The organism is Rossellomorea sp. ABR4_012 (genome assembly GCF_056159545.1).
The window spans coordinates 417953-441944 of sequence record NZ_JBSWVK010000002.1; the positions used below are offsets into that span (position 1 = coordinate 417953).

Here is a 23992-nt window from a genome sequence, read left to right on the forward strand (position 1 = left end):
GCTTCTCCTCCTAAAAGGGGACATCGTTTTGAAAAGTGTCTATTTTTAAAATAATTCGTCTAGTTTACTATACAGTAAATAGAGGAGGGGAACAACATGAAGTGGAAGGAATTACCTCGGAATATAAAAGTACGGATGATCACGTCATTCTTTAACCGTGCCGTTTCATCAGCCGTCATGCCGTTCATGGCGCTGTTCTTTGCGCAGGAAATGAATAAAATCTGGGCAGGGGCATTCCTGATCATCACCGTGGTGATCGGATTTTTCATCAACCTGGTAGGCGGGTATATTTCAGACCGCTTTCCGAGGAAAAAGGTACTGTTGACAACGTCTTGGCTGAACGCCTTGTTTTTCTTCATCATGACCATCAGTTTATTTCCTGAGGAGAATTTGATCCTGCTGTTTGCAGGTGCTTATATAGGATTCATCATCACCAGCAGCCTCGGCCGACCGGCGATGCATGCGATCATCATCGATTCGACGACACCTGAGAACAGGAAAGCCGTTTACGCCTTGGATTACTGGCTCGTCAACCTGTCGATGGCGATCGGGGCGGCCCTCGGGGGACTGCTCTATCTGAATCATAAGACAGAATTGTTCATGATGCTGACTTTCACTTCGACGATCATCCCGATTGCCTATGGCATCTGGCTGGAGGACAAGTTCAAGGACCAGCTGAAGAAAAAGCACGATAATGTATTCATCGACCTCGTCAACAATTACCGGATTGCCTTCCGGGATTCAGCTTTTGTAAAAGTGGTCGCAGGATCCACCTTCATTTTTGCAGCTGAATTCTCACTGAACAGCTATATCGGGATCCGACTTGCCGAAACATTCAAGTCGGTGAACATCGGGAGCTTCGAAATCGCCGGGGTAAGGATGCTGAGTATCCTGAATATCGAGAACATGCTTCTCGTCGTATGCTTCACATTCATCATCAACCGCTACACAGACCGCCTGAATAAAAAGAACGCTCTCTTGATCGGGCTCATCCTGTATGGCATCGGGTATGTGACCGTCACATCCGCCAACACATGGTACATCCTGATCGCGTTCAACCTGATTGCGACGTTGGGGGAACTAGTATACTCCCCAATCCGCAACACAGAGCAGGCAAACATGATCCCGAGCGACAAACGGGGCTCTTACTCCGCCTTTTCCAACCTATCCTTTAGCGGAGCGGACCTTGTCGCACGATCCACCATCATCATCGGTGCCTTCCTGATGCCGACGATGATGAGCGTCTACATCGGATTTATCGTGATGCTCGGTACGGTTCTTGTGTATACTGGTTTGTTTGCACGGGACTTTACAGCGGGCAAGGTAGTGGATGGCAGTGTAAGTGCGAGTGGGGGAAATTAAAGTAAAAGGGGATGCCTGGGTGATCAGGGATCCTCTTTTTTTGTTGGGTGTTGAGGGAAGACGGGTTCCTATTTATTATTTCTAGAAACTAGCGCTGGGTCTCTACGTTTATGTGATCTTTGAGAATCCCAAATGGAACCGGCGGCTGGAAAACAAAAACTGGTATTGACTTTTCTATCTGTAAATATTAATATTACAGTATGAAAGGCATTCCTTTTTTTCTGCACTTTGAATAAAGAGAATCCTTTTTTACCAACTAAACTGTAAAAATAATTGTTACATTTAATTGATTGCAACATAAAATGAATTATATATAATGGCGAAAGCCTCAAAGGAGTGAATGAAATGGTCACACTATACCTTACACCAAGCTGTACTTCTTGCCGGAAGGCCAGAGCTTGGTTTGAAGAACATGGAATTGAATATACGGAACGGAACATCTTGACGGAGCCGCTGACGGTGGATGAGATCAAAGCGATATTGCGCCTAACCGAGGAAGGAACCGAAGAAATCATCTCGAAAAATTCCAAAACGTATAAGGAATTGAACGTCGATCTTGATTCCCTGCCGCTAAAGTCATTGTACCAGCTCATCATGGAGAATCCGAAGATGCTGAAGAGACCGATCATGCTGGACGAAAAACGGATCCAGGTCGGCTATAATGATGAAGAAATCCGCAGTTTCCTGCCGCGCAAGCTTCGAACGTTTTCTTATCAGGAACTGATGAAGGAAGCAAATTAGGATGGGGTGGCAGACTTGACTAACTGATCTGTAACATCTACCATTACAGTGCAGATAGAACGTAGGAGGCAATCCATGAATAGTGATTTTACTTTAGCCATTCACAGTTTAACGTATCTCGCCCTGCAGCTTGACCGGATGTCCAAGAGCGACGCCATCGCCGAAAGTGCAGGGGTTCATGCCGTCCGCATCCGGAAGGTCCTGAGCTTGTTGAAAAAGCATGGGATCATCAAGTCGAAGGAAGGGAACGGCGGCGGATTCATCTTAGCCAGGGATTTGAGTGAAGTGAATCTCTTCGACATTTACATGCTCACATCGGAAGGCGCTCTGCAGCCGAAATGTCCTGAATCGAATGAAGCGTGTATGGTGGGGGCGAATATGCGGAATGTATTGTTCAACATCTTCCTCGGTGCGGAAGAGCATCTTGGCGACTATTTAAAACAGTACACCATTAAAGATATCGTTGATCTGATTTCAAAAGACAAATGACATGGGAAGGTTACGGCCTTCCATCTGACTTAAATGTAATAAAAAATATTTCAGTTTAAAAGAAGGTGGAAACTATGAAAACAATTTTAAAAACAGGCGATTGGGTAAAAGGGACATCACGCGACGGCGAATTGATCATCGGGTACATCGAGAACCTCGATCATCAATCATCCATTGTGAAAGCCAAAGTCATCACCAGCGATAACAGGGAAATCGAAAGAACGACCATTCCATTATTGACGAAAGATGTGAAAAAACTGCCCGATTCCAGAATAGCAAATAAAGGACAAATCCAGTTCCTGATTGATCTGGCCCTATCTACTGGGGATGAAGAATGGTTCCTTGAGCTGACTTCGAAGTTGAATTCGATGAGAGAGCTTGTGAAAAGTGTGGATTGAATTTGAAAATAGGTGCCCGATGTCTGCTGCGTTAAAACTTTGGCGTAGTGGGGCAGGCACCTTTTTCAATTTTAAAAATGGTTTTGACAAATTGAAAGGGTGGATTACTAGCTGCGATGCTGGTGCCTGATTCAAAGATTATTCGACAAGTTGCTTGTATTTTTGAAAAGTGGAACGTATTTCTGGAATCTGGCTTGTAAATTATAAAAGTGGCTCGTATTTTCAAAATGTGGAACGAATATCGCTCAAAGTGGCACGTATAATGGAATGTCTGCTTTTCGACCCCGCAAATTATTTGCCCAGGTACGATCTTTGACCGTAGTAGAGGACAAAATTGGGGTTATGGGACAGTCTTGGACACTCCTTGGTCAAGAAGATAGCGTTTTTCAAGGGTTGAATGATTCTTGCCTACTGCATTGAACTTCTTGTTTATTGAGGAATAGCAGTGATTATAGTTTTATTCCGGGTTCACGAAGAACATAAACAGTGGTATTCAACCATTCTACATAAATATTAAACCATGGGCAGCGTCTTTCCATATTGGGGCTGGCCATTTTTTAAAATCTCACAAATAAATAACATTTTATGGTAATATAAAAGTAGCTGGAAACACCGGATGAATCCTCATACAAACGATAATCGGGTTCTTAAATGCTACATTATTTGTAGTGTGAATATCATATAAAAAGGGGAGTCAAACATGGAACAAGCAGAAAAGAAAAAAGAAAGTCTGACGGCAATCAGTGCGTTTGCGGGAGGAGTGGCTGGATGGACAGCGAACACTTCATTGAACATGCTGACAGATACAGATATGACCAGCTTCTATGTTGTCTCGATTTCTCTTGGAGTGATTGTCGGGTTACTATGGGACATCGCTCATAAGGTTAATGAGATTAAGAGAGTATAAGAGGGCTCAGTCTACGTTGGTTTCGGTTTAATTCGAGCCTGAGGAAGATCTCTCGCGGCAGATCTCCAATAGAGTTCAAATGAAACGGGGGCAGAACCTTATGCAAAAAGAAAACTGGCAAGGCATATCGGTCATTGCCTGGCTGGCAGCCGCAACAGGCGGCGTGATGCTGTTTTGGAGCGGTACATTTGGTGTGGCTGCCGGGGAGAGGTGGCTCATGGATCGAGGAAGTGCGGATACAGGCCTCTATCATCTGGTCATCGAAGGTTACATGAATGCATTTCTGGCTGCCGGCTGCATCTTTTTATCATTTGGACTTCTCCTGATCGTCCTGTCATATTATAAGTTACAAATAATCAACAGTGAGAGGGATGGCAGAGGAAATAGTGATGAAGTTCTTTAATGAAAGTTATGAACTGGGTAAGGGGTGGTGACTGTGGCAATCACTTTACTAATCATTGGCATCATGATTTTCTTTCTTGGCTTTTTAACTCCTGTAAGCGGCTTCTACACAATTCCGATTTCCCTATTCATGCTCGTCTATGGGATGATCCGACTGCTTAAAAAAGAGAATGGGACCTCGCCCCCGGCACGGTAAAGTTTTACCCGCCGGAGCCTGGCCCCATCTTCATTTTTACAGTCTTATCAATTATTCTATGTATCTTAAATAGATAACAAGGATACCCCGACTAACAGGATGACCAGCAGCACCGACAATACGACCACTCTTCTATTAACCATGTTGTAACCTCCTAAGCTGAATGAAGTTACACCCATCTTATCATAGTTTCGTTGTTATTTTGCTGGACGCGTTCATATGGAAACTAGTGGGGGAATAGGTTCTTTTTATGAGACAGCGGGACAGGTACGGCGTCCCATTTTTCCTTATTGTTGCTAGAGGATGTGGTAAAATAAGGATATTATAAAGAGCATCCAGTTAGCTGCTCCAGATAGGACGGAAAGGACGTATATGAAAAATCTCAAACCTATTTACATACTCCCGATCCTAATCCTCGGGTTACTATTTATTCTTTTCGGGAGGACATTCGGTGTCCTGTTCATCGCAGTGAATGTTGTTGTCCTCCTCATTATTTTGTTTCTTTTTAAAAAGTACAGGACAACTCCTAGCCTTTATGCGGCCAGGATGGTCATGATCGTTTATGGACTGTTCCTCTTATCCTTTGTCGCGGTGGAAGCGTATCTCCTTTTCGAATTGGAGAAGTCGAATGATATCAATGCAGAAGAGATAGATGTCGTGGTCATCCTCGGTGCAGGGCTGAAAGGCGAGACTCCATCCAAGACCCTGGTTTCAAGGTTGGAAGCCGGAAAAGCATTTCTGCTGGATAACAAGGATCTGCCAGTCGTGGTTTCAGGCGGCCAGGGAGAAGGGGAGTCGATCCCGGAAGCTGAAGCAATGGGACTCTACCTGATGAAACACGGGATTTCAGAGGATAGAATCATCTACGAAAAAACGTCCACCACCACATATGAAAATCTTAGAAACTCGAGGGAAGTCTTCCTTGAACAGATAGGAATGAAGAATCCGAAGATCCTTATCGTGACAAGCGACTACCACGTGGTGAGGGCGGAGATGATCGCCGATGAACTTGGTATTGACAGCCAAGGACTGGCGGGACATTCACCTTTCTTAGTGAAAGTGAATTATTTCATTAGGGAGTATTTTGCGATCGTGAAGACGATGGGGGAGAAAGTATTATCCTAATGGAAGAAAAGGGATGGAATACAGAGACGATTATTTCACTTGAAAGCGGGAGCAGGCCTGCGCCAGCCCTACCGGATTTGTTAACGATTCATCATACAGGCGGTTTGGGAGGATAAATCGAAAAAGGGTGCCTGCCCCCCAGCACAGGGGGCAGGCACCTTTTTCCACGTTCCTTCATTCGTTTTCCAGTGCTTTTTCGATCGTCTCAATGTTCTCTTTCATCAATGATAGATAGTTTTTATTTTCTTTGATGTCTTCATCGGTTAACACCGAAAGGTTATGAATCTGCAGGGGTTCTGCATTGATTTCCTTTTGAACGATTTCTGCGATGCGCGGGGTTACATTTTGTTCGAAAATGACGTATTTGATTTTGTGTTCACTTGCTGTATCGATGATTCCCTTTAATTCTTTTTGAGAAGGTTCATCTGTAGGGGACAGTCCGGATACGGCCAATTGTTCGATTCCGTAAGTATCTTCCCAATAACCATACGCTGCATGGGAGACAAGGATTTCGGGATTTTCTTTCCCGCTTACTGCCTCAATGAATTCATGATGCAGGCTGACCAAGTCTTTTTGCAATTCTTTAAAATTCCTCTCAAATGTCTTCTTTTCTTCCGGTTTCAATTCAATCAGTGAATCCCGGATATTGGCTGCAAGCTGATCGGCTCTTGATGGGTCCAGCCAAACATGGGGGTCATAATCTCCATGCTCATGTTCATGATGAGTCTCTTCTTCATGGGAAGCGTCGTTTTGTTCGTCATGAGTCTCTTCTTCATGGTAAGCGTCGTTTTGTTCGTCATGAGTCTCTTCTTCGTGGGAAGCGTCATTTATTTCGTCATGGGTCTCATCTTCATGAGAAGCATCACCGCTTTCGGCATGTTCCTCTTCTTCATGTGAAGCATCACTGTGTTCATCGTGATCCCCTTCTTCCTCAAGGTGAGAGCTGGAAATTACATCTACCCCTTTCGTCGCTTCGAGCATCATGGTTTCTTCGTTTTTAAGAGATTCTGCTATTTTACTAGAATAGGACTCCATTCCGAGGCCGTTATAGATAAAAAGATCCGATTCTGCGATGGAGATCATGTCCTTTGTAGTAGGTTCGAAAGTATGGGCATCTGTACCCGGAGGCAGTAGAGTGCTCACTTCTACGTGCTCACCGCCGATTCTTTCCGCAAAGTAATGGAGTGGATAGATGGAGGTTTTGATGGAAAGAGTCTTCTCATCTGAAGAAGCTGGCACAGATTTATTTTGACATGCGGTTAAAGTGACTAAAGCACTGATAAGTATGAATATGGCTATTTTTTTCATCGTATGTCTCCTTTTCGTTTACTCAATAGGTAGTTTATCGTAATGATTACGATTTGTAAATAATAATCATTACGATTTAACTGGAAGAACAAATGATTTATGTAAGGAAGAAGTCGGGCGGGTTTTTGTGACATCCTGCCCTTTTTACGCTGGAACACATCTATCAATCTACCCATATTTACTTGAAAATGTGATTACACCAGCCTTTGAGTTGAAATGGAAAAAGAATTGACAGGTGCAGAAGAAAGGAATAATATTAGACGTGGAAATCGTAACCATTACGTTTTATTAAAGAAACAGACATATTTTTTTAAAAGATAAATCGTAATGATTACGATTAAAATGAATACAGAGGGATGCAGATGAAGCAGGAAGTCGATTTTATCAAGTTCAATCCGACAGAGAATATGACCGTTCTGGTGAAGACCGTGCACCCTCTGGAAGAATACGCTCATATCGCTTCGAAGCTTATGTCGTATGACAGTGTTCATGCAGAGCAGGTGGGATTCATCGGGAAGCCGATCACCGGGTGTGCCGATTCAACATTATGGATGGCCGGAGGGGAATTCTGCGGGAATGCATGCATGTCCCTGGCTGCTTTGATCGCTGATGAGAGAGGGATTCTGGAAGGAAGGTCAATCGATGTGACGGTTGAGGCTTCGGGGACGGATCAGTTGGTACAGTGTCAGGTCAGAAGAGAGATGGACCGGTATTGGTGCCGATTGACGATGCCGCTTCCCGAACGGATCGAGAAGCGGGAGTGGATAGGCGGACATCCGATTTCGAAGACCATGATTCACTATGAACAGGCTGTACACCTCGTTGTCGAAGTGGATGAAATGGATGCAGCAATGCGTCAGCAGGCAGAATCGATGGCGAGGAAGATCGGATCCGAGTATGAAGGGAAGCTTGTAGGTGTGTTGGTCTACAAGCCGCAAACAGGAGAACTTGCCCCGCTCATTTATGTACCCGATATCGGCAGCATGATCTGGGAACGCGGGTGCGGGTCGGGTACAGCTTCACTCGGTGCTTATCTTGCGTGGAAAAAGAAGGGAAGTATCGAGGTTTGGGTAAAGCAGCCTGGAGGGAAGATGGCGGTAGCTTGTGAATGGGATATGGATGCCGTAAATATGGTCAAAATCGAAGGGACCGTCGGAATCGTCGCAGAAGGAAAAGCGTTTATCGATCGAGAGCAGGAACAGGAGGGAATGGATTGAAACCAGTCAAGACATTCGAAGAAGAACTACATACGTTTTTGGAAAGATTCGAGCAGGCTGTAGAGGGATTTACACCTGAAGGCGGGCAGGCTGATGCATTGGAACAAGTAGTCGACGAGTATTCAGGGTTCATACTGAATGACGGTTACGTAGAAAGATGGGAACGATTTTATCAGGAAGACGTTTCTGGCGTTGTGAATCAATTAAGGAAGGTTTCAGCTTTAGCCGTTGCCGCCTTGGAAAAACATCGCGCCCACAAGCTCTTAAAGGGAGATGCGGAAAAAGCCGATTACTTTGAAAACATTGAATCTTGCATTGATAAGGAATTCGGCCGCTTTCATGTAACGCGGGACTCGGTGGTCCTCCTGGTGGGGTCTGGTTCGTTCCCGATGACTCCGCTTCTCATCGCCAAGCGTACGGGAGCAAAGGTCATCGGGATCGACATTGATGAAGAAGCGGTCTCCCTGGGGCAGCAGGTAGTGGAAAGGCTGGGTGCGGGACTTGAACTTGACATCAGGCTCGAACAGAAGCCGGCGGATAAGCTCGGGGAATTGAATGAAGTGACGCATATCATCTTTAGTTCAACGGTGGAAGTGAAATATGAGATCCTCGATCAACTGTACGATCTGACGGGTGATGGGGTTGTCGTCTCGATGCGTTATGGGAACGGGCTTAAGTCCCTGTTCAATTATCCATCAGAGGAAGTGGACGAAGGGAAATGGAGCACAGCAGAGAATGTCCTCCGACCGGATCAAATATTCGATGTGTTCATCTATGAGAAAGCATCCCTGGGAGGGGTACGATGAACAAGCGCGTATTACTTGCAGGGTCTGGACCTGCTTCGGTGCAGCTAGCCGTGTTGTTAAAAAACAGATTGGGCTGTGAAATCGGTCTGGCAGGGAGACAATCTGTCCGGTCGAACACATTTTTTCAATCACTTGAGGCGCAGCATCGCCGCCTCCGTGTCTCCGTTCAAAATCAAAAGAATGAGAGGATGCAAGGCGAGTGCAAGGCGGACCATGTATATCGGGGGTTCGAAAAGATAGAAGGAGAATGGGATGTCTTCGTCCTGGCGGTCACGACCGACGCTTATATCGAGGTCCTGAAAACCATCAAAAGGGACGTACTGAAAAAGGTCAAAAGCATCATCCTGATTTCCCCCACATTCGGGTCGAACTCTCTTGTGAAAAACTTCATGAGATCGATCAATCAGGAAGCAGAAGTCATCAGTTTTTCCACGTATCTCGGCGATACACGCTGGATGCAGGGTGAACCGGATCACCATGTCATCACCACGGCAGTCAAGAAAAAGCTGTACATCGGATCCAGCCAGCCGGAGGCAAAAACCGTTCAAACACTGGTCGAACTCGGCAAGGAGCTCGGCATTGAACTGGTTCAGGTACAATCGCCGCTTGAAGCAGAGACGAGAAACATTTCTCTTTACGTCCATCCGCCTCTCTTTATGAACGAGTTCACGTTACATGCTATCTTTGATGAAGGTGAACCAACGAAATATGTGTATAAGCTCTTTCCGGAAGGTCCGATCACCCAGCAGCTGATCCGGGATATGCGTTCTCAATGGAAGGAAATGATGGAGATCTTGGGAAGACTCGATATCTCACCTCTCAATCTCCTCCGATTCATGACGGACGATACCTATCCGGTAAGACTTGAAAGCCTGCCTCGCCAAGATATCGAAGGATTTGAACAACTGGAACCGATCCACCAGGAATATTTACTGTACATACGCTACACCTCCTTGCTGATAGATCCTTTTTCAACCCCGGACGAAGAAGGCAGATACTTCGACTTCTCCGCCGTCCCGATCAGAAAGATGTTCGTGAACAGGGAAGGGGAACTTGATATCCCAAGGATGCCGAAAGAAGACTATTACCGGATCAAGGTCATTCAGGGGATTGCACGCTCCCTGGAGGTAACGTGCCCTGCAATCGACAAACTGATCGCGGCATATGAGGTCAAATTAAATAAAGTGGCGGACGCCCATCAGGATGAAAAGCTTTCAGAAGCATTCGTCATCCGTGATTTTCGTGAAGATGTCGAACGGATCACGAGGGAACTTGGGATGGACATGTGCCAAAATGTGGAAATATCTTTATAAATGAAGAATCCAAAAAGGGAGAGAAAAAAATGAATATAAAACGAATGGCCTTGATGTCTCTGACATTAATATTACTGACAGTCCTGGCTGCCTGCTCCTCCAAGACGGGAAGCGATTCAGGGGAACTAAGCAAAAAAAGTGAGCTGGTATATGCGACAGCAAAGGATATCAATGACATGAACCCGCATCTTTACACAGGATCGATGCCTGCTCAAGGTAAGGTATATGAGTCACTGGTAGAAAACACGGAAGATGGCATCAAGCCTCTGCTTGCCAAGTCATGGGATATTTCAGAAGATGGCAAAGTGTATACCTTCCATCTCAGAGAGGGTGTCACCTTTCATGACGGGGAACCGTTCAATGCCGAGGCGGTGAAGAAAAACATTGAAGCCGTGCAGAGCAATGCCGAAAAACATTCGTGGATCAAGCTTTCATCGAAAATCGAAAGCATTCATGCGGTCGACGAGCATACTGTGGAAATGGTTCTATCGGAACCGTATGATCCTGCATTGGTAGAGCTATCCATGACAAGGCCGTACGTATTCCTGTCTCCGAATGATTTCAAGGATGGGGAAACGAAGAATGGAGTAAATGGTTATAACGGAACCGGTCCATATATGTTGAACGAACATAAGGTGGATGAATACGCCACGTTCGAAGCGAACAAGGACTATTGGGATGGAGAGCCATCTATAAAGAAAATCACAGCGAAAGTTCTTCCTGCGGGTGAAACGACCTTCCTGGCTTTTCAAAAGGGGGAAATCAATTTCGCCTTCACCGATGACCGCGGTGCTGACAGTTTGAATAAGGAAGCGATGGATCAGTTAGAAGAAGGCGGTGACTATCAAGTGGTGAGGAGCGATCCGATGAATACGAAAATGATCGTCGCCAATAGCAGCCGGACGGATAATCCGGTCAGTGAAAAGGCTGTTCGTGAGGCCATTTGGTATGCCATCGACCGTGAAACGATCACAGAAGGAATCCTGAACGGGACGGAAAGCGAAGCCCACTCTCTTTTTTCCTCGAATGTCAACTATGCAGACGTTGAATTGAAGAAGCGCGGGTTTGATTTGGAAAAAGCAAAGGAGCTCTTGGAAGAAGCGGGATGGAAGTCTTCAAGTGAAGGATCTGTGCGAATAAAAGACGGAAAGCCTTTAGCAATGGAATTATACTATGACACCAATTCCTCGTCACAGAAAACGCAAGCTGAGTTCATCCAGAGTTCCCTGAAGAAAATCGGAGTGGAGCTTGAAATCGTCGGGGAGGAATCCAATTCCATTGCGAATCGACGATCTACAGGAGAGTATGATCTATTGTTCAATCAGACATGGGGACTTGCCTATGATCCTCAGAGTACGATCGCTGCGTTCACATCGGAAGCTTCCTATCTTCATACGACGAAAGGCATAGATCAAGCGGACCAACTCTACAAGAAAATCGAAGAAGTGATGACTGCGACGGATCAAGAAAAAAAGAAAACCTTGTATAAGGATATCCTCACCATCGTCCACGAAGAAGCGGTCTTCATCCCGATCTCGAACGGGAGCGTGACCGTGGTGGCACCGGCTGATTTAAAGGAACTGTCGTTCAAGCAGACACAGTATGAACTTCCGTTTGAAAAGATGCAATTTGAATAAGGGCTGTTTTTGTGAATTTTGGTATCTCAACCGGGATAGGCCGTAATCGGTCACCCGGTTGTGGCAGTGCACATTATTTTTTTCGGGTGCGAAATTCAACATCTTTTAGAAAATAAGGGGGCTTCCCCCTTATTGTGTGTAAATCCGAGGAAAGGAGTGTTGATATGGTTCGCTATATGGTAAAAAGGCTGGTGATTTCCATTCCTGTGCTCTTTATCATTTCGTTTTTCACCTTCGTGTTGATCAATCTGTCCCCGATGGACCCGGCGAAAGTCGTCCTCCAGGCTCAGGGGGTCCCGGTCATTACAGAGGATTTGATGGAACAGACGAGGGAGGAACTCGGAATGGACCGGCCGTTTATCGTCCAGTACGCGGATTGGCTGTGGTCCTGTCTGCAATTGGACTTCGGGACTTCCTATGTGACGGGGCAGCCTGTTTGGTCACTGTTGGGACCGGCATTTTTTAATACGTTAAAGCTGACGCTCGTTTCCTCTTTTATGATCGTTCTCCTTTCCATCCTGCTCGGGGTCACTTGCGCCCTGCAGGAAGGGAAGGCGGTTGATCAGTCAGTCAGGGGGATTTCCTTTTTCTTGACGGCGATGCCTTCTTACCTGCTTGCAACGCTGTTGATTTGGTACTTTTCTGTGAAGCTCGATCTATTCCCGACGACCGGCATGAATTCGTATGAAAGCTACTTCCTGCCCGTAACCGTCATTTCGATCAGCTTTGCCGGCATCTATTTCAGGGTTGTCCGGAGTTCGATGATCAGCAACCTGCAGAAAGACTACGTGTTGTACGGGCGGGCCTGCGGGTTGAAGGAAAGGCACATCACCATGCGTATTTTACGCAATTCCCTGCAGGTCGCGATTTCAGTCTTCTGTATGGCGACCCCAATCATCTTAGGGAGTACGGTCGTGGTAGAGAATGTGTTCGCTTGGCCGGGGATGGGGACATTGAGTGTCAGGTCAATCGTAAGCAGGGATTTTCCAATCATCCAGGCATATGTGCTGATTGTAGCCGCGGCGTTTGTCGTTTTCAATGCACTATCGGATATCTTGAATGCTGCGATAAATCCAATGGTAAGGAATGATCTTTAAATGAGCAGGCTGAAGAATTTAAAGAACGACCCGCTGGCGATGGTGTCTTTTGTCATCATCTTACTGACAATCTTCAGCGGGATATTCGCACCTTTCATCGCCCCCCACGACCCGGAGGAAGTCAATATGAACATGCGCTATGCCCCTACTTCCTGGGAATACCTCCTCGGGAATGACCATTTGGGGCGATGCATTCTTTCGCGCATCATCTTTGGCATCCGGCCGAGTGTGCTATGGGTGCTTGCAGCACTATTCGCCTCTGTCCTGATCGGTGCTGTAATCGGTTTCGCTGCGGGATATTTCAGGGGGAAAGTGGATGCGTTTCTGATGAGGATCTGCGACATCGTGCTTTCTTTTCCTGGTTATGTGATGGCGCTCGCGATCATAGGGGTGCTCGGTGTCGGCCTTGAAAATATTTTGATTGCATTCATTTCGATAAAATGGGCCTGGTTCGCCCGGGTCATCCGAACCTCCGTCCGCCAGTTTGCGGATGCTGATTATGTGAAATATGCGAGAACGATCGGAAAAGGGCATGTCGGGATCATGATCAGGCATATCATCCCGGTTACATTCGCTGACATCGCCGTGATAACGAGCAGCTCGATTTCGTCGATGATCCTGCAGATCTCGGGCTTCTCCTTTCTTGGACTGGGGGTCCAGGCACCGACGGCAGAATGGGGGATGATGTTGAACGAAGCGCGTGAGGTCATGTTCACCCGTCCGGAACTCTTGCTGGCACCGGGTCTTGCGATCATCATCATCGTCATGGCATTTAACTTCTTCTCCGATGCCTTGCAGATTGCACTGGATCCGTCAACGCAACTGAAGAAGAAAGCACGTTATACATTCATCGGAAAAGAGGTGGCGGAATCGAAATGAAACTACTGGAGGTCAACGGACTGTACATCCAAGATGAAAAGACGGATAAATGGCTTGTGAAAGACAGTTCGTTTCATGTGGAAAAAGGAACATGCCTTGCCATCGCAGGGGAAAGCGGCAGCGGGAAATCATTGACGTGCCGATCCCTGATGAGGCTGAATAAACCGGGACTCAAGGAGAGTGGAACGATTCTCTTTAAAGGACAGGATATCCATCGCCTTTCAAAAGAAGCCATGAGGAAGAAACGCGGCAGGCAGATGTATATGATCATGCAGAACGGGATGACCGCCTTTGATCCTTCGCGTGTCATCGGCGTTCATATGAGACAGACAGCCGCCGAACATTTCAATTGGCCGGCTGCCCAAACGGAGCGTAATCTACATCGGGCACTCGAAAGCGTCCTGTTGAAGAATCCTGCAGAAGTGTTGAATCAGTATCCCCATCAGCTGTCGGGCGGGATGCTGCAGCGGGTGATGATTGCCCTTGCCCTCGTTCTGGAACCTGAGCTCATCATTGCGGACGAACCGACGACCGCACTTGATGCGATCACCCAATATGAAGTGATGAACGAGCTCGCCAGGCTGCGGGAAAATATCGGCTGTTCCATGATATTTGTCTCTCATGACCTTGCGATGGTCAGGAAAATCGCCGATGAGCTATTGGTGATGAAAGACGGGGAAATCGTCGAGCGAGGATCGGCTGAAGTTGTGTTCCGTCACCCGCAGAATGAATATACTTCCTTCCTGATTTCAACCAGGCGGGCCCTTAGCGATCATTTTACCAACATAATGGGGGTGGTTGGACATGCTGAAGGTTGAGAATGTATTCAAATCTTATAAGCAAGGCGGCCTCTTTTCAAAAGAGACGAAGCAGGTGCTGAACGGTGTCAGCTTTCAAAGCCGGCCCGGCGAATGTCTGGGGATCATCGGCGAGAGCGGCAGCGGCAAGTCGACATTGGGACGGCTCCTGATCGGGATTGAGAAACCGGACCGCGGCACTGTTTTACTGGATGATCTCCATGCATCCAGAAGAAAGAACCGTACCGGGAAGGTAAGCGTCGTATTTCAAGACTATAAATCGTCCATCAATCCTTTTTTTACAGTTGAGGAAGCGATCATGGAGCCACTCGAGGGCCGGGTAAAAAGAAAAAAGGTGGAAGAGTTGCTGACAGAAGTCGGTCTCTCCTCTTCATACATCGGGAGATATCCCCATGAATTGTCGGGCGGAGAAGTTCAGCGTGTCTGCATCGCAAGGGCGATCGCAACCGAACCGGCATACATCCTCTTGGATGAAGCCATCAGTTCGCTGGATGTGTCGGTCCAATTACAAATCCTGAATCTGTTACAGAAATTGAAGGATCGCCGCAGCATGAGTTACGTGTTCATCACGCATGATATTCAGGCGGCCGCCTATATTTGCGACCGGATCATTTTTTTTCGGGAAGGACAGATTGAAGAAATCGCTGAAACCGGGTCCCTGAAGGATGTGCAGTCCGATTATGCAAGGAAGCTGCTTGGTGCGCTGGTTACTCTTTAGAGACATGGAGTGGAAGCATTTGCGGAAGGATGCCAGGATTTTTTGAAAAAGGACGTCCAGGAGATGACCGGAGCTTTTGAAGGTATATTGGCTGGATAACCTGTGCAGACCAGTAAAAAAAAGTGGGGAGGCTGCGCCGCAGACGGACCTTACCCGTGTAAGGAGGTACCTGGATTGAGAGGAGCTTTATCATGGCCCTTTATCAGATTATACATATTAGTTCTATTTTACTTCAGCGCCAACGCCATCCTGAACGTGCTCATCCCGCTGCAGGGAAAAGAGTGGGGAGCGAGTAATACGACGATCGGGCTGGTGATGGGGGCGTATCTATTCACTACGATGTTCTTCCGGCCATGGGCTGGACGGATCATCCAGAAGCACGGACCGATCAAGGTGCTGCGCATTATCCTGATCCTGAATGGATTCGCCTTGGCGATTTACGCGGTATCGGGATTAGGGGGATATTTTCTGGCGCGGATTCTGCAAGGTGTATCGACGGCCTTCTTCTCGATGGCGCTGCAAATCGGCATCATTGACGCCCTTTCTGAGAAGGACCGGTCACAAGGGATCTCCCTTTATTCATTGTTTTCCTACATCCCCGGCATCCTTGGTCCTTTGGCTGCCATCGTGATCTGGCAGGGAGGGATGGATTCCTTCGGCTGGGTGATGATCGGAATCGCGATCGTAACAGGGGTTGCCGGCTACAGTGCCAAGATGGAATCTTCGGATTGGGACGGACAGATGGGGAAGACGGAAGGACAAGGAGGAAATGTGCTGGCGTCTTTCAGCCAGTTAGTGAAAAATTCTTTTCTATTTAAATGCAGTGTCCTCATGCTCGCATCGTCGATTGTATTCGGGGCAGTCACCACCTTTATTCCGCTTTACGCCCTTCAATTGGATGGTGGCAGTGCAGGGGTCTTCCTCATGCTGCAGGCGGCGACCGTCGTGTTGGCACGGTTTACGCTGAGAAAGCGTATCCCGTCGGACGGTAAGTGGCATCCGGCGTTTATCATGGGAACGATGCTCCTTCTTGCCCTGTCCGTCCAGAGTATCAGCTTTTCGCTCACTGGAGGAACCGCCTTTTTCTATGCAGCGGCTGTTGGAGTCGGTGCTGCACAGGCCCTGATCTACCCGACGCTGACGACCTACCTATCCTTTGTGCTGCCTAAAGCAGATCGGAATGTTTTACTTGGACTGTTCATAGCAACCGCCGATCTCGGCGTGTCCATGGGAGGCGTCATCATGGGGCCGATTGCCGACCTGACGTCGTACTCCACGATGTATATGGTGTGTGCCGGACTGGGGTTATTGATGGTTGTGTTTTCTTATCGGGGGCGTGTTGATCATGGGCATGGAATGGGCTGTGAAAATAAGAAATGTGCAGATTGATCGGCGGCATAGTATGAGGGGAGATCCGCAGTGAGGAGTGGTTGTTGTTTTGTAGATAATAATGGATAGTTGTAAGAACTCGATGATTGTCTATCCATGAAGATTTGGCCAGTCCCCGGCACGTTATGCTTCATCGTGCCGGGAGCTGGCCATTTTTTTATCGATGCGTTTATTACTTTTTACCAAAAAATAAGCTGTGATCCACGAAGTAATCGGAATGGCAAGGGCGACACCAATCCCGGCAGAACCGATGAAGATCATCTCGGAGCTGAATACTTTGGAGTTGATGATTTCGCCGAGGGAATAGGATAAATCCTTAAACCAGATCAATAGCGCCATGTATCCGCCGAAGAAGGCGAAGAACAGAGTATTCGTGCTCGTCCCAAGAATGTCCCTCCCGATGCTCAGCCCGCTTGTGAATAATTCCTTCCGGCTAATTTCGGGATGATGATAATGGATTTCCCTCATAGGGGATGAAATCGAGATGGATAAATCGATGATCGCCCCGATCGTACTCATGATGATCATCGAAGCCCCGATTTTGACATAATCGACACCGACGAAAAGGGAGAATGCCCCGATTTCCTCGATTTCTTCCTCACTGAATCCCTGGATCATGGCAGCATCGGTCAGCATCAAGATAAAGAAGAGCAATCCCCCTGTGGTGACGATCGTGGAGATGAAAGCAGTCACTGTCTTGATGTTGAATTCGCTGATGAAGAACAGGGATATGCAGCTGATCAGGACACATGCGACAATCGTCAGGATGATGGGGTTCATATTCGGATCGTTCATCATGATGATCGTAAGGAGAAGGACTCCGAAATTCAGGAACAAGGCTGCAAACGAACGTGCCCCTTTTTTTCCGCCGATCAATACCATTAAGATGAAAAGAATGGCTGCAAGCCACAGTTGTACAGTCATAATTTAGCCTTCTTTCGCTTGACAAAAAAGATGGAAATATAGATGCCGATCGGAATCGTCAGCACGATGCCGATTCCACCGGACAACGCCCTTGCCATCTCCAGTGAAAGGTTCATGGTGAGGGTGAATCCGAGCGGGGAAGCATTTTTGAAAAAAAGAATGAGCATTGGGATCGCCCCGCTGATATAGACGAAGAACAGGATATTGGTCATCGTCCCCATGATGTCCCGGCCGATTTCGAAACCGGACTTCGTCAATGCCTTGATGGAGATGTCGGGATTTTTCTCGTACAGCCCGTATATGGATGACGACAGGGTGATGGCGACATCCATCACGGCCCCGAGGCAGCCTACCAATATCCCTGCCATGAAGACCATTTCATATGGACGGGTCAGAAACTGCATCTCCTCATAGCGCAGGCCATTGCCAGCGTTGAGCTTCACGACCGCATAACTGATGAGAAGCGTGATGAACGTGGTAATCAGCGTGGCCACCACTGCAGCATAGGTCTTCTCATTGAATCCATTCACAAATAAAAGGGAAATCACCGTGAAGATGATCACCCCGATGCTGCATATCAGCAGCAGGCTGATCCCTTCGGATTGCAGATATACATCAAGCGCATACGAGAGGATCAGTGCGTTGACTCCGAGGGTGATCAGTGAAAACAACCCTTGTTTCTTACCGACAATCAGTAAAAGGAGGATGAAGACCCAAGCGATGATCATCAGGTACTTATCCCGTTTCACATCTTCAATGGACCCGGTCAATGCTTTCGGGCTCTTTTGATCCTTGTCAATCGAGACGAATAATTCATTTCCAGGCATGTAAGGCTGATCATAGGCACCAGAGATTGAGTATTCATTTGTTAAATGGATCGTTTTCCCTTTGTGCTCCCCGTTCTTCAATAGAGCCGTGATTTGCTGTGTGTGAAGGCGGTCTTTATTGCCGTTCATATCTTCCATATCAGTCGTCTGTTCGACTTTCGCACTCTTCACTTCCGCGATGGGACGGTCATAAAGACCCTGATTATGATCGGTGAAATAGAGCGAGCCGGCAAACAGGAGGCCGGCGATCAAGAAGATGAAAATCTGTATGTAAGAAGTGTGTTTGATTTTATCAATAATTGCAGGCAAGAATATACCTCCGATGATTCTCTTTGTTGCCAGCCTCAAAACGATTCCTCTACTGGCAAGTTTCATTATTTCATAACGTGTATGGTAAATCAAAGCTGGGGTGCTTTCCTTGGGGACAGGCCTTTTTCGCATTCAAATATTGGAATTAGTTATTGCTCAAACGACAATGATTTGAAATAATTGGTAGTAACTAGTGTCATATTGGTGGAGGGAGAATTCAATGAAAATAGCTGAAGCATTAATCCTGCGTTCTGATTATCAGAAGAGAGTGGAGCATGTAAAGAATCGGTTGGTGCAGAATGTAAGAATCCAAGAAGGCGACCTTCCTGATGAGGAACCAAAGGATTTAATGAAAGAAATGACAGTACTATTAGAGAAACTTAAGCATCTTATTCAACAGATCAATAGAACGAATTTACTTACAGAATATGATAAAGGGCAATCTCTCGCTGACGCGTTGACAAGCAGGGATCTGATCGGGCAGGAAAGAAAGATTTATAGTGACCTGCTCGAGCAGGCGACGATGCGGATTGACCGTTACTCAAGGACTGAAATCAAGACTGTCACGACGATCAATGTGAAGGACACGCAAAAGTATGTAGATGATTTGTCCAAAAAATACAGGCAGCTTGATGTAAAAATCCAAGAGTTGAATTGGAAGACAGATTTAATAGAATCATAATTTAATAAAGTTGGTAGCGAAATGAAAGGCGAATACCAAACCTTACAACAGGTAAATGTTGTACCAATGGCAGGGGTTGCGGGGTGACCCTGGAGGTTCAAGTCCTCCTTTCACAATTGAAACCCATTAATGTGACAGCATGACCATTTATGTAAACAATTTACAACCGGGTATTGATTTTATTTCGTGAGGGTGGTTAGGGGAGATATATTGGTGGCCGTTTTATTGGGGTCTGCCGCCGGAGCACTTAAGTGGGACGGGGGACAGGCCCCTTTTCCATTTTTGCGACCTGTACAAAAAACAATGAGGGCTCTGTATTATCTTAATAGAAATGGTAATTCCTAAATCATCCAATTAAAGGTACAATAGTCTCAAGGTTAATGCTGGAACGAATTCTTGATAAGTCTGTCACATTACCGGAATTGATATATATATATATAGATTCATTGTAAAAGGTTATGGTGCCAGATTAAAAGTTTTGGAGTGATAAGGTTGGAAAATAATAAATTGGAGTCCATTCTAGAAATATCATTGAACCTGCCTGGGGTAAAGGTTTCCAGAGATGACTTTTTAACCAGGGTATTTGAACAACGCAAAGACACGGTTCAATTAAAGAGAATCATTGAATTGGGTCCTTACACGGCTGGAGTGCCAATGAAGGAAATCGATAATATTGCTAAGTCCATGATTCAAAGACGGACATTGACGAGCAGCTCTCTTTCTTTTGGAGCAGGGCTGCCGGGCGGATTTGCCATGGCTGGGACCATTCCTGCCGATGTGATCCAATTCTTCGGTACTGCCATGAGGCTTGCTCAGGAATTAGCTTATTTATATGGCCACCAGGATTTATGGTTGGCCGAACATCTCGATACAGAGAAAGCCAGGGATAAAGTCCTCATCTTCTTAGGCGTCATGTTCGGAGTGGGAGGATCGGCTTCTGCCATCAAGTTCCTGTCTTCAAGCCTTTCGAAGCAGGTCTTGAAGAAACTGCCTCAGAAAGCTTTAACACAAACCTTGTACTACCCCATCCTAAAAAAAATACTGGGATTCATAGGAGTGAAGCTGACGAAGGATTCATTCGCCAAAGGAGTTTCCAAGGTCATCCCAGTAGTGGGAGGGGTTGTTTCCGGAGCCCTTACGTATTCCACCATGAGACCGATGGGGAAACGGCTGATGGAAACATTGTCTGAAACATTAGCCCTTACAGATGAAGAGCTTCAAAAAGAATACGCGGAATTACAAAAGGAATTCCCTGAGATCATTGATATTGAGTTTGAAGTGATGGAGGATACCGACAAAGCAGGTGTTCATTAGAAAGCTCTGTCGAAGCTAGATTGACACCCTAATAAATTCGTTAAGCAGGTGAAGTAGATGTTAAAAAAACTATTCGGAAATAAGGAAAAGACACCGGAAGAGCTGGTCTCATATAAAGGAACGGATTCATCCCACTTGTCCAATGGTGCAAGTTCAGTACTTGAAGAGAAAATCAAAATACTTGCATCGAGCTGTTTAACCGGGGCACCTCTCCATTTAATAGATATTCCTGAGAAGAAACTATCGAATGTTATGCAAACATACGGAATGAATGCAGGCGATATATTAGCGGTATACGATACTACGGTTTTGAAATCTGGAAAAGACGGAATGGTTATTGGGAAGGAGATGATAGGCGTTAAGCACAGCTTTGAATCCCCTCAGACCATCAATATGAAGGGAATTGTCCAGGCAGGGATACATCCCCAAACGAAATCCATTTACACAGACGGGAATATGGTCCTTAATGTGAAAAGAGACGAATATGTACAATTCTTCAAGGAGCTGAAAGAGCTATTAATTTCTGAAGATGAGGGACAAAGGGAGTTGTACGAGCAAACGGTGGATTCAATCCAAGAGGAGATTGAAGGGAAGATTAAATCAAAGGATTTCACATCCGCTTCAGAGGTGCTCGCCAGGCTGGAAAGAACGATGGTTAACAGTCATTCTGCAGACGATACCGCATTAGCTTATTACTATGGATCGGGGATTAAAAGCGAACTGCATGAATTTGAAGAAGCATACCGTTATCACTTGCTGTTAGAGAATTTACACATCTGGGAACCAGCAGATGTTGACAGGGTAAAAGTTGATATTGATTGTAAGAAGGCAGAGTATGAATTTGGTCTGCTTGAAGAAGAGAAAGAAGGTCTGATTCACAATCATCATTTTAATGAAGCCATCAGCATCGTCATGAAGCAAAAGGACTTGAACGTTAGGAAAGATGAAGAGTTGGAGGAAGAAAAACGACATATCCTGACATTGGAAAAGGAGTACATCCTTTCCCTCGAATCCTCTGTTGTCGATAAACTTGAACAGAAGGATTTTTCAACCGTATTGGAAATCATTGAAGAACTAAATTCAAGAAAACCAGGCAGCCAATATGAAGAATGGTATATCCGTGCCCAAATGGGACTATTGGCATTTGAGGAAGCTGAGAGAAGGGTCCATTCGCTTGCGGAAACAAATAGCCAGTTGGCTGAGACATTACTCACTGATCTTCAAACGGCCAGAGGAAATGTATCCGAAACGATATATGATGCTGTGTTGAATAAGAATTACAGCTTTTTTACAGATCATCAGGAATTATCCAGAACGAAGGATCGATGGGGAATGACGCCATTGATGTACTTTATCGTGGAGAAAGATATGAAAGGTGTACAGCTTTTGGCCCATACTTACAAACCAAATGAACGAAACATCCTTGGACACACAGCTATGAATCTGGCTTGTATGGACTTAGGGGATGGTTTTACAAATGAAGCTGTCCTCTGTCTGGATCAAAATCTCATCACGATGCTGAAACAACTAAAGAACAAAGAAACAAAGAACAAAGTGGGTAGTCTACTCATTAAAGGGGTGGATTCCATCAACAAAAATGTTGGCAGCTTTGCTGTCATGGAGGCAACAAGTGAGATTCAAGGCAAGATGGAATACTCCCTCGAAAGCTACATGGAGGAAGTAAAAGACTATGCTGATCAACTAAAAAAAGATAACAATGAGCGATATGTAAGATTATTGCTTCATCCACATGATTTTGAGAAGGAATACCATGAAATCATAACCATTCAGGACGACATCGAGAGAGAGTTAGCTCAGCATCTTGAGAAAAAATACCTCTTGGAGAAGTCTTTTGGTGAACAATTCAACTATATGAAGAACCTGCAAATAAAGAAGATTCTTTATGAAGCAGCTAGTTTAGATCTAGGTGAAAAGGATGAATTTGAAACGACTTCAGAATTTGAAGAACGTATTCTAAAAAAAGCCGAAGAACTTGAAACAGTCCAGGAAGAGCACGAATATGTTCGTGCTCAATTGCAGAAGTTGAAAGAAGAAACAAAAGCTTCCATAGAAAAAGAACGGTCTGTCAATCAAGGTGCCATTCATGCAACTGAGTCAAAGCTGAAGGCAGTTCAAAAGAAAATTTCGGAACTCACACCGTTTCTCGGACAAAAAGTGAATAAAAATGAATTGTTGGGACGTTTTTATCGTGCATATGCAGAAACGATAGAAGTGGGCAAGTACGATGCAGATTCAGAAACTTTCACAATGAACGTGAATCAAAATGAGAGAAGGGTCATTGTCCCAAGAACGATCGCAAAAACGTTTAAAACACAGTTCGACAGATTAAAGCCTGAATATGAGTTGAGTGTTGAAAAAGGAGAGGGACAAACAATCATTCGTCATATTTTCGTGTATGAAGTGGAAGGCGAAAAAGTAAGGATAGCTATTTAGTATTGGGTGGAAAGGAGACAGATACCTTTGTACCAATATGTCCGCTTACACATTAACGGTTCAGTGTACCGGGGGACAGCTCCTTTTCTATCATGAGATTACATTGATCAAGTTAGTGCCTGATCCCCAAGGTCTAAGCTAATTAGCAAGTAGGGATTCAGGCATTTTTTTGGCTTATGATTAGTCCGAGTATTGTGAACACGGAACGAACTGCGTCAATGTCTAAGGGGTGTTTCGAAAATGGAGTCATATATAAAAAATAACGAAGAAATGCTAATCATCATCTACTGCTTCATCATTTTGTGGCTGAATCTAGGCTACTTAAGGGAATATAGAAAAATTAAAAGAGGACTGGATGAAATCTCTTCTGTGGATGAACTCGAAATAAACCCATACTCCATGTCCCTGGACTTTATTGTATTGATCTTTAATTTTTTCCGGAGGTGGCTGATTTATACCCTGGCCGTGATGATGACAGGTAATGTGTTCGTCATCATTGTTTCAGTGATCTTATTCATTGTCAGCTTTTATGATTGCTTATTCAATTACAGCTTGGAAAGGCTGAGGAAATCGAATCTATTAATGTATCTGGCGGTCGCCGATACTATTTATATATCGATTTTTGTTGTTTATCTTTTTACGAATTAACACAGGGGAGAACTTGCAACGGGGGGAAGATT

24 protein-coding genes are annotated in these 23992 nt (G+C 45.6%); 21 read left to right on the top strand and 3 right to left on the bottom strand.

The features are described 5' to 3' along the window. Nucleotides 1-96: 96 nt before the first annotated feature. The 8 genes from ACXAFV_RS11695 (at nt 97) to ACXAFV_RS11730 (ending at nt 5620) form a co-directional block, all read left to right on the top strand. Nucleotides 97-1362, top strand: a complete 1266-nt coding sequence (locus ACXAFV_RS11695; RefSeq protein ID WP_475126653.1) for an MDR family MFS transporter — start codon at nt 97-99, stop codon at nt 1360-1362. Between the two features lie 345 nt (nt 1363-1707). Then, nucleotides 1708-2103 (top strand): transcriptional regulator SpxA, encoded by a 396-nt coding sequence (spxA, locus tag ACXAFV_RS11700; protein ID WP_475126654.1) that lies wholly within the window; start codon nt 1708-1710, stop codon nt 2101-2103. 75 nt (nt 2104-2178) lie between these two features. Beyond that, the gene (locus tag ACXAFV_RS11705) at nt 2179-2592 is read left to right on the top strand and encodes an RrF2 family transcriptional regulator (protein ID WP_175987489.1); all 414 of its coding nucleotides are present in this window, start codon (nt 2179-2181) and stop codon (nt 2590-2592) included. 74 nt (nt 2593-2666) lie between these two features. Then, a complete protein-coding gene (locus ACXAFV_RS11710) occupies nt 2667-2990 on the top strand; it encodes an IDEAL domain-containing protein (protein WP_475126656.1) in 324 nt (107 codons plus the stop codon). Nucleotides 2991-3690: 700 nt separating this feature from the next. After that, a complete protein-coding gene (locus tag ACXAFV_RS11715; protein ID WP_475126657.1) occupies nt 3691-3897 on the top strand; it encodes a hypothetical protein in 207 nt (68 codons plus the stop codon). 100 nt (nt 3898-3997) lie between these two features. Continuing rightward, nucleotides 3998-4300: a hypothetical protein gene (locus ACXAFV_RS11720; RefSeq protein ID WP_475126659.1), complete on the top strand. Its 303-nt coding sequence runs from the start codon at nt 3998-4000 to the stop codon at nt 4298-4300. Nucleotides 4301-4333: 33 nt separating this feature from the next. After that, complete coding sequence (locus tag ACXAFV_RS11725) at nt 4334-4495, top strand: hypothetical protein (protein ID WP_475126660.1); 162 nt, start codon at nt 4334-4336, stop codon at nt 4493-4495. A gap of 372 nt (nt 4496-4867) precedes the next feature. After that, a complete protein-coding gene (locus tag ACXAFV_RS11730; protein ID WP_475126661.1) occupies nt 4868-5620 on the top strand; it encodes a YdcF family protein in 753 nt (250 codons plus the stop codon). 174 nt (nt 5621-5794) lie between these two features. Here ACXAFV_RS11730 and ACXAFV_RS11735 read toward each other — a convergent pair whose 3' ends face one another. Further along, nucleotides 5795-6928 (bottom strand): metal ABC transporter solute-binding protein, Zn/Mn family, encoded by a 1134-nt coding sequence (locus ACXAFV_RS11735; RefSeq protein WP_475126663.1) that lies wholly within the window; start codon nt 6926-6928, stop codon nt 5795-5797. A 362-nt stretch (nt 6929-7290) separates the two neighbouring features. Between ACXAFV_RS11735 and ACXAFV_RS11740 the strand changes: the two genes are divergently transcribed. The 9 genes from ACXAFV_RS11740 (at nt 7291) to cntE (ending at nt 16802) form a co-directional block, all read left to right on the top strand. Further along, a complete protein-coding gene (locus tag ACXAFV_RS11740; protein WP_475126665.1) occupies nt 7291-8145 on the top strand; it encodes a histidine racemase CntK family protein in 855 nt (284 codons plus the stop codon). Beyond that, a complete protein-coding gene (locus tag ACXAFV_RS11745) occupies nt 8142-8951 on the top strand; it encodes a nicotianamine synthase family protein (protein ID WP_475126667.1) in 810 nt (269 codons plus the stop codon). The genes ACXAFV_RS11740 and ACXAFV_RS11745 overlap by 4 nt, the downstream gene beginning before the upstream one ends. Next, entirely contained in the window at nt 8948-10264 is a 1317-nt protein-coding gene (locus ACXAFV_RS11750; protein ID WP_475126668.1) for an opine metallophore biosynthesis dehydrogenase, read from the top strand. Before ACXAFV_RS11745 ends, ACXAFV_RS11750 begins: the two co-directional genes overlap by 4 nt. 29 nt (nt 10265-10293) lie before the next feature. Further along, the gene (cntA, locus tag ACXAFV_RS11755; protein WP_475126670.1) at nt 10294-11901 is read left to right on the top strand and encodes a staphylopine-dependent metal ABC transporter substrate-binding lipoprotein; all 1608 of its coding nucleotides are present in this window, start codon (nt 10294-10296) and stop codon (nt 11899-11901) included. A 164-nt stretch (nt 11902-12065) separates the two neighbouring features. Continuing rightward, complete coding sequence (gene opp1B, locus ACXAFV_RS11760) at nt 12066-12998, top strand: nickel/cobalt ABC transporter permease (RefSeq protein ID WP_475126672.1); 933 nt, start codon at nt 12066-12068, stop codon at nt 12996-12998. Further along, a complete protein-coding gene (gene cntC, locus ACXAFV_RS11765; protein ID WP_475126674.1) occupies nt 12999-13877 on the top strand; it encodes a staphylopine uptake ABC transporter permease subunit CntC in 879 nt (292 codons plus the stop codon). After that, nucleotides 13874-14695, top strand: a complete 822-nt coding sequence (gene cntD, locus ACXAFV_RS11770) for a staphylopine uptake ABC transporter ATP-binding protein CntD (protein ID WP_475126676.1) — start codon at nt 13874-13876, stop codon at nt 14693-14695. Before cntC ends, cntD begins: the two co-directional genes overlap by 4 nt. Then, nucleotides 14682-15413, top strand: a complete 732-nt coding sequence (locus tag ACXAFV_RS11775) for an ABC transporter ATP-binding protein (protein WP_475126677.1) — start codon at nt 14682-14684, stop codon at nt 15411-15413. Before cntD ends, ACXAFV_RS11775 begins: the two co-directional genes overlap by 14 nt. Before the next feature lie 174 nt (nt 15414-15587). Continuing rightward, nucleotides 15588-16802, top strand: a complete 1215-nt coding sequence (gene cntE / locus ACXAFV_RS11780) for a staphylopine family metallophore export MFS transporter CntE (protein ID WP_475126679.1) — start codon at nt 15588-15590, stop codon at nt 16800-16802. A 123-nt stretch (nt 16803-16925) separates the two neighbouring features. On the opposite strand, the gene ACXAFV_RS11785 is transcribed toward cntE, so the two are convergent. Together ACXAFV_RS11785 and ACXAFV_RS11790 are read right to left on the bottom strand one after the other, a co-directional pair. Next, entirely contained in the window at nt 16926-17726 is an 801-nt protein-coding gene (locus ACXAFV_RS11785; RefSeq protein WP_475126680.1) for a YibE/F family protein, read from the bottom strand. Then, nucleotides 17723-18862, bottom strand: a complete 1140-nt coding sequence (locus tag ACXAFV_RS11790; protein WP_475126681.1) for a YibE/F family protein — start codon at nt 18860-18862, stop codon at nt 17723-17725. Before ACXAFV_RS11790 ends, ACXAFV_RS11785 begins: the two co-directional genes overlap by 4 nt. A 220-nt stretch (nt 18863-19082) precedes the next feature. Between ACXAFV_RS11790 and ACXAFV_RS11795 the strand changes: the two genes are divergently transcribed. The 4 genes from ACXAFV_RS11795 (at nt 19083) to ACXAFV_RS11810 (ending at nt 23960) form a co-directional block, all read left to right on the top strand. Continuing rightward, nucleotides 19083-19544, top strand: a complete 462-nt coding sequence (locus tag ACXAFV_RS11795; RefSeq protein WP_475126682.1) for a DIP1984 family protein — start codon at nt 19083-19085, stop codon at nt 19542-19544. 483 nt (nt 19545-20027) lie between these two features. Further along, nucleotides 20028-20858 carry a bacteriochlorophyll 4-vinyl reductase gene (locus ACXAFV_RS11800; RefSeq protein ID WP_475126683.1) on the top strand — a complete coding sequence of 277 codons (831 nt, stop codon included), beginning with the start codon at nt 20028-20030 and terminating at the stop codon, nt 20856-20858. Between the two features lie 57 nt (nt 20859-20915). Beyond that, complete coding sequence (locus tag ACXAFV_RS11805) at nt 20916-23312, top strand: hypothetical protein (RefSeq protein WP_475126685.1); 2397 nt, start codon at nt 20916-20918, stop codon at nt 23310-23312. Nucleotides 23313-23552: 240 nt separating this feature from the next. Continuing rightward, a complete protein-coding gene (locus ACXAFV_RS11810; RefSeq protein WP_475126687.1) occupies nt 23553-23960 on the top strand; it encodes a hypothetical protein in 408 nt (135 codons plus the stop codon). Nucleotides 23961-23992: the final 32 nt, after the last annotated feature.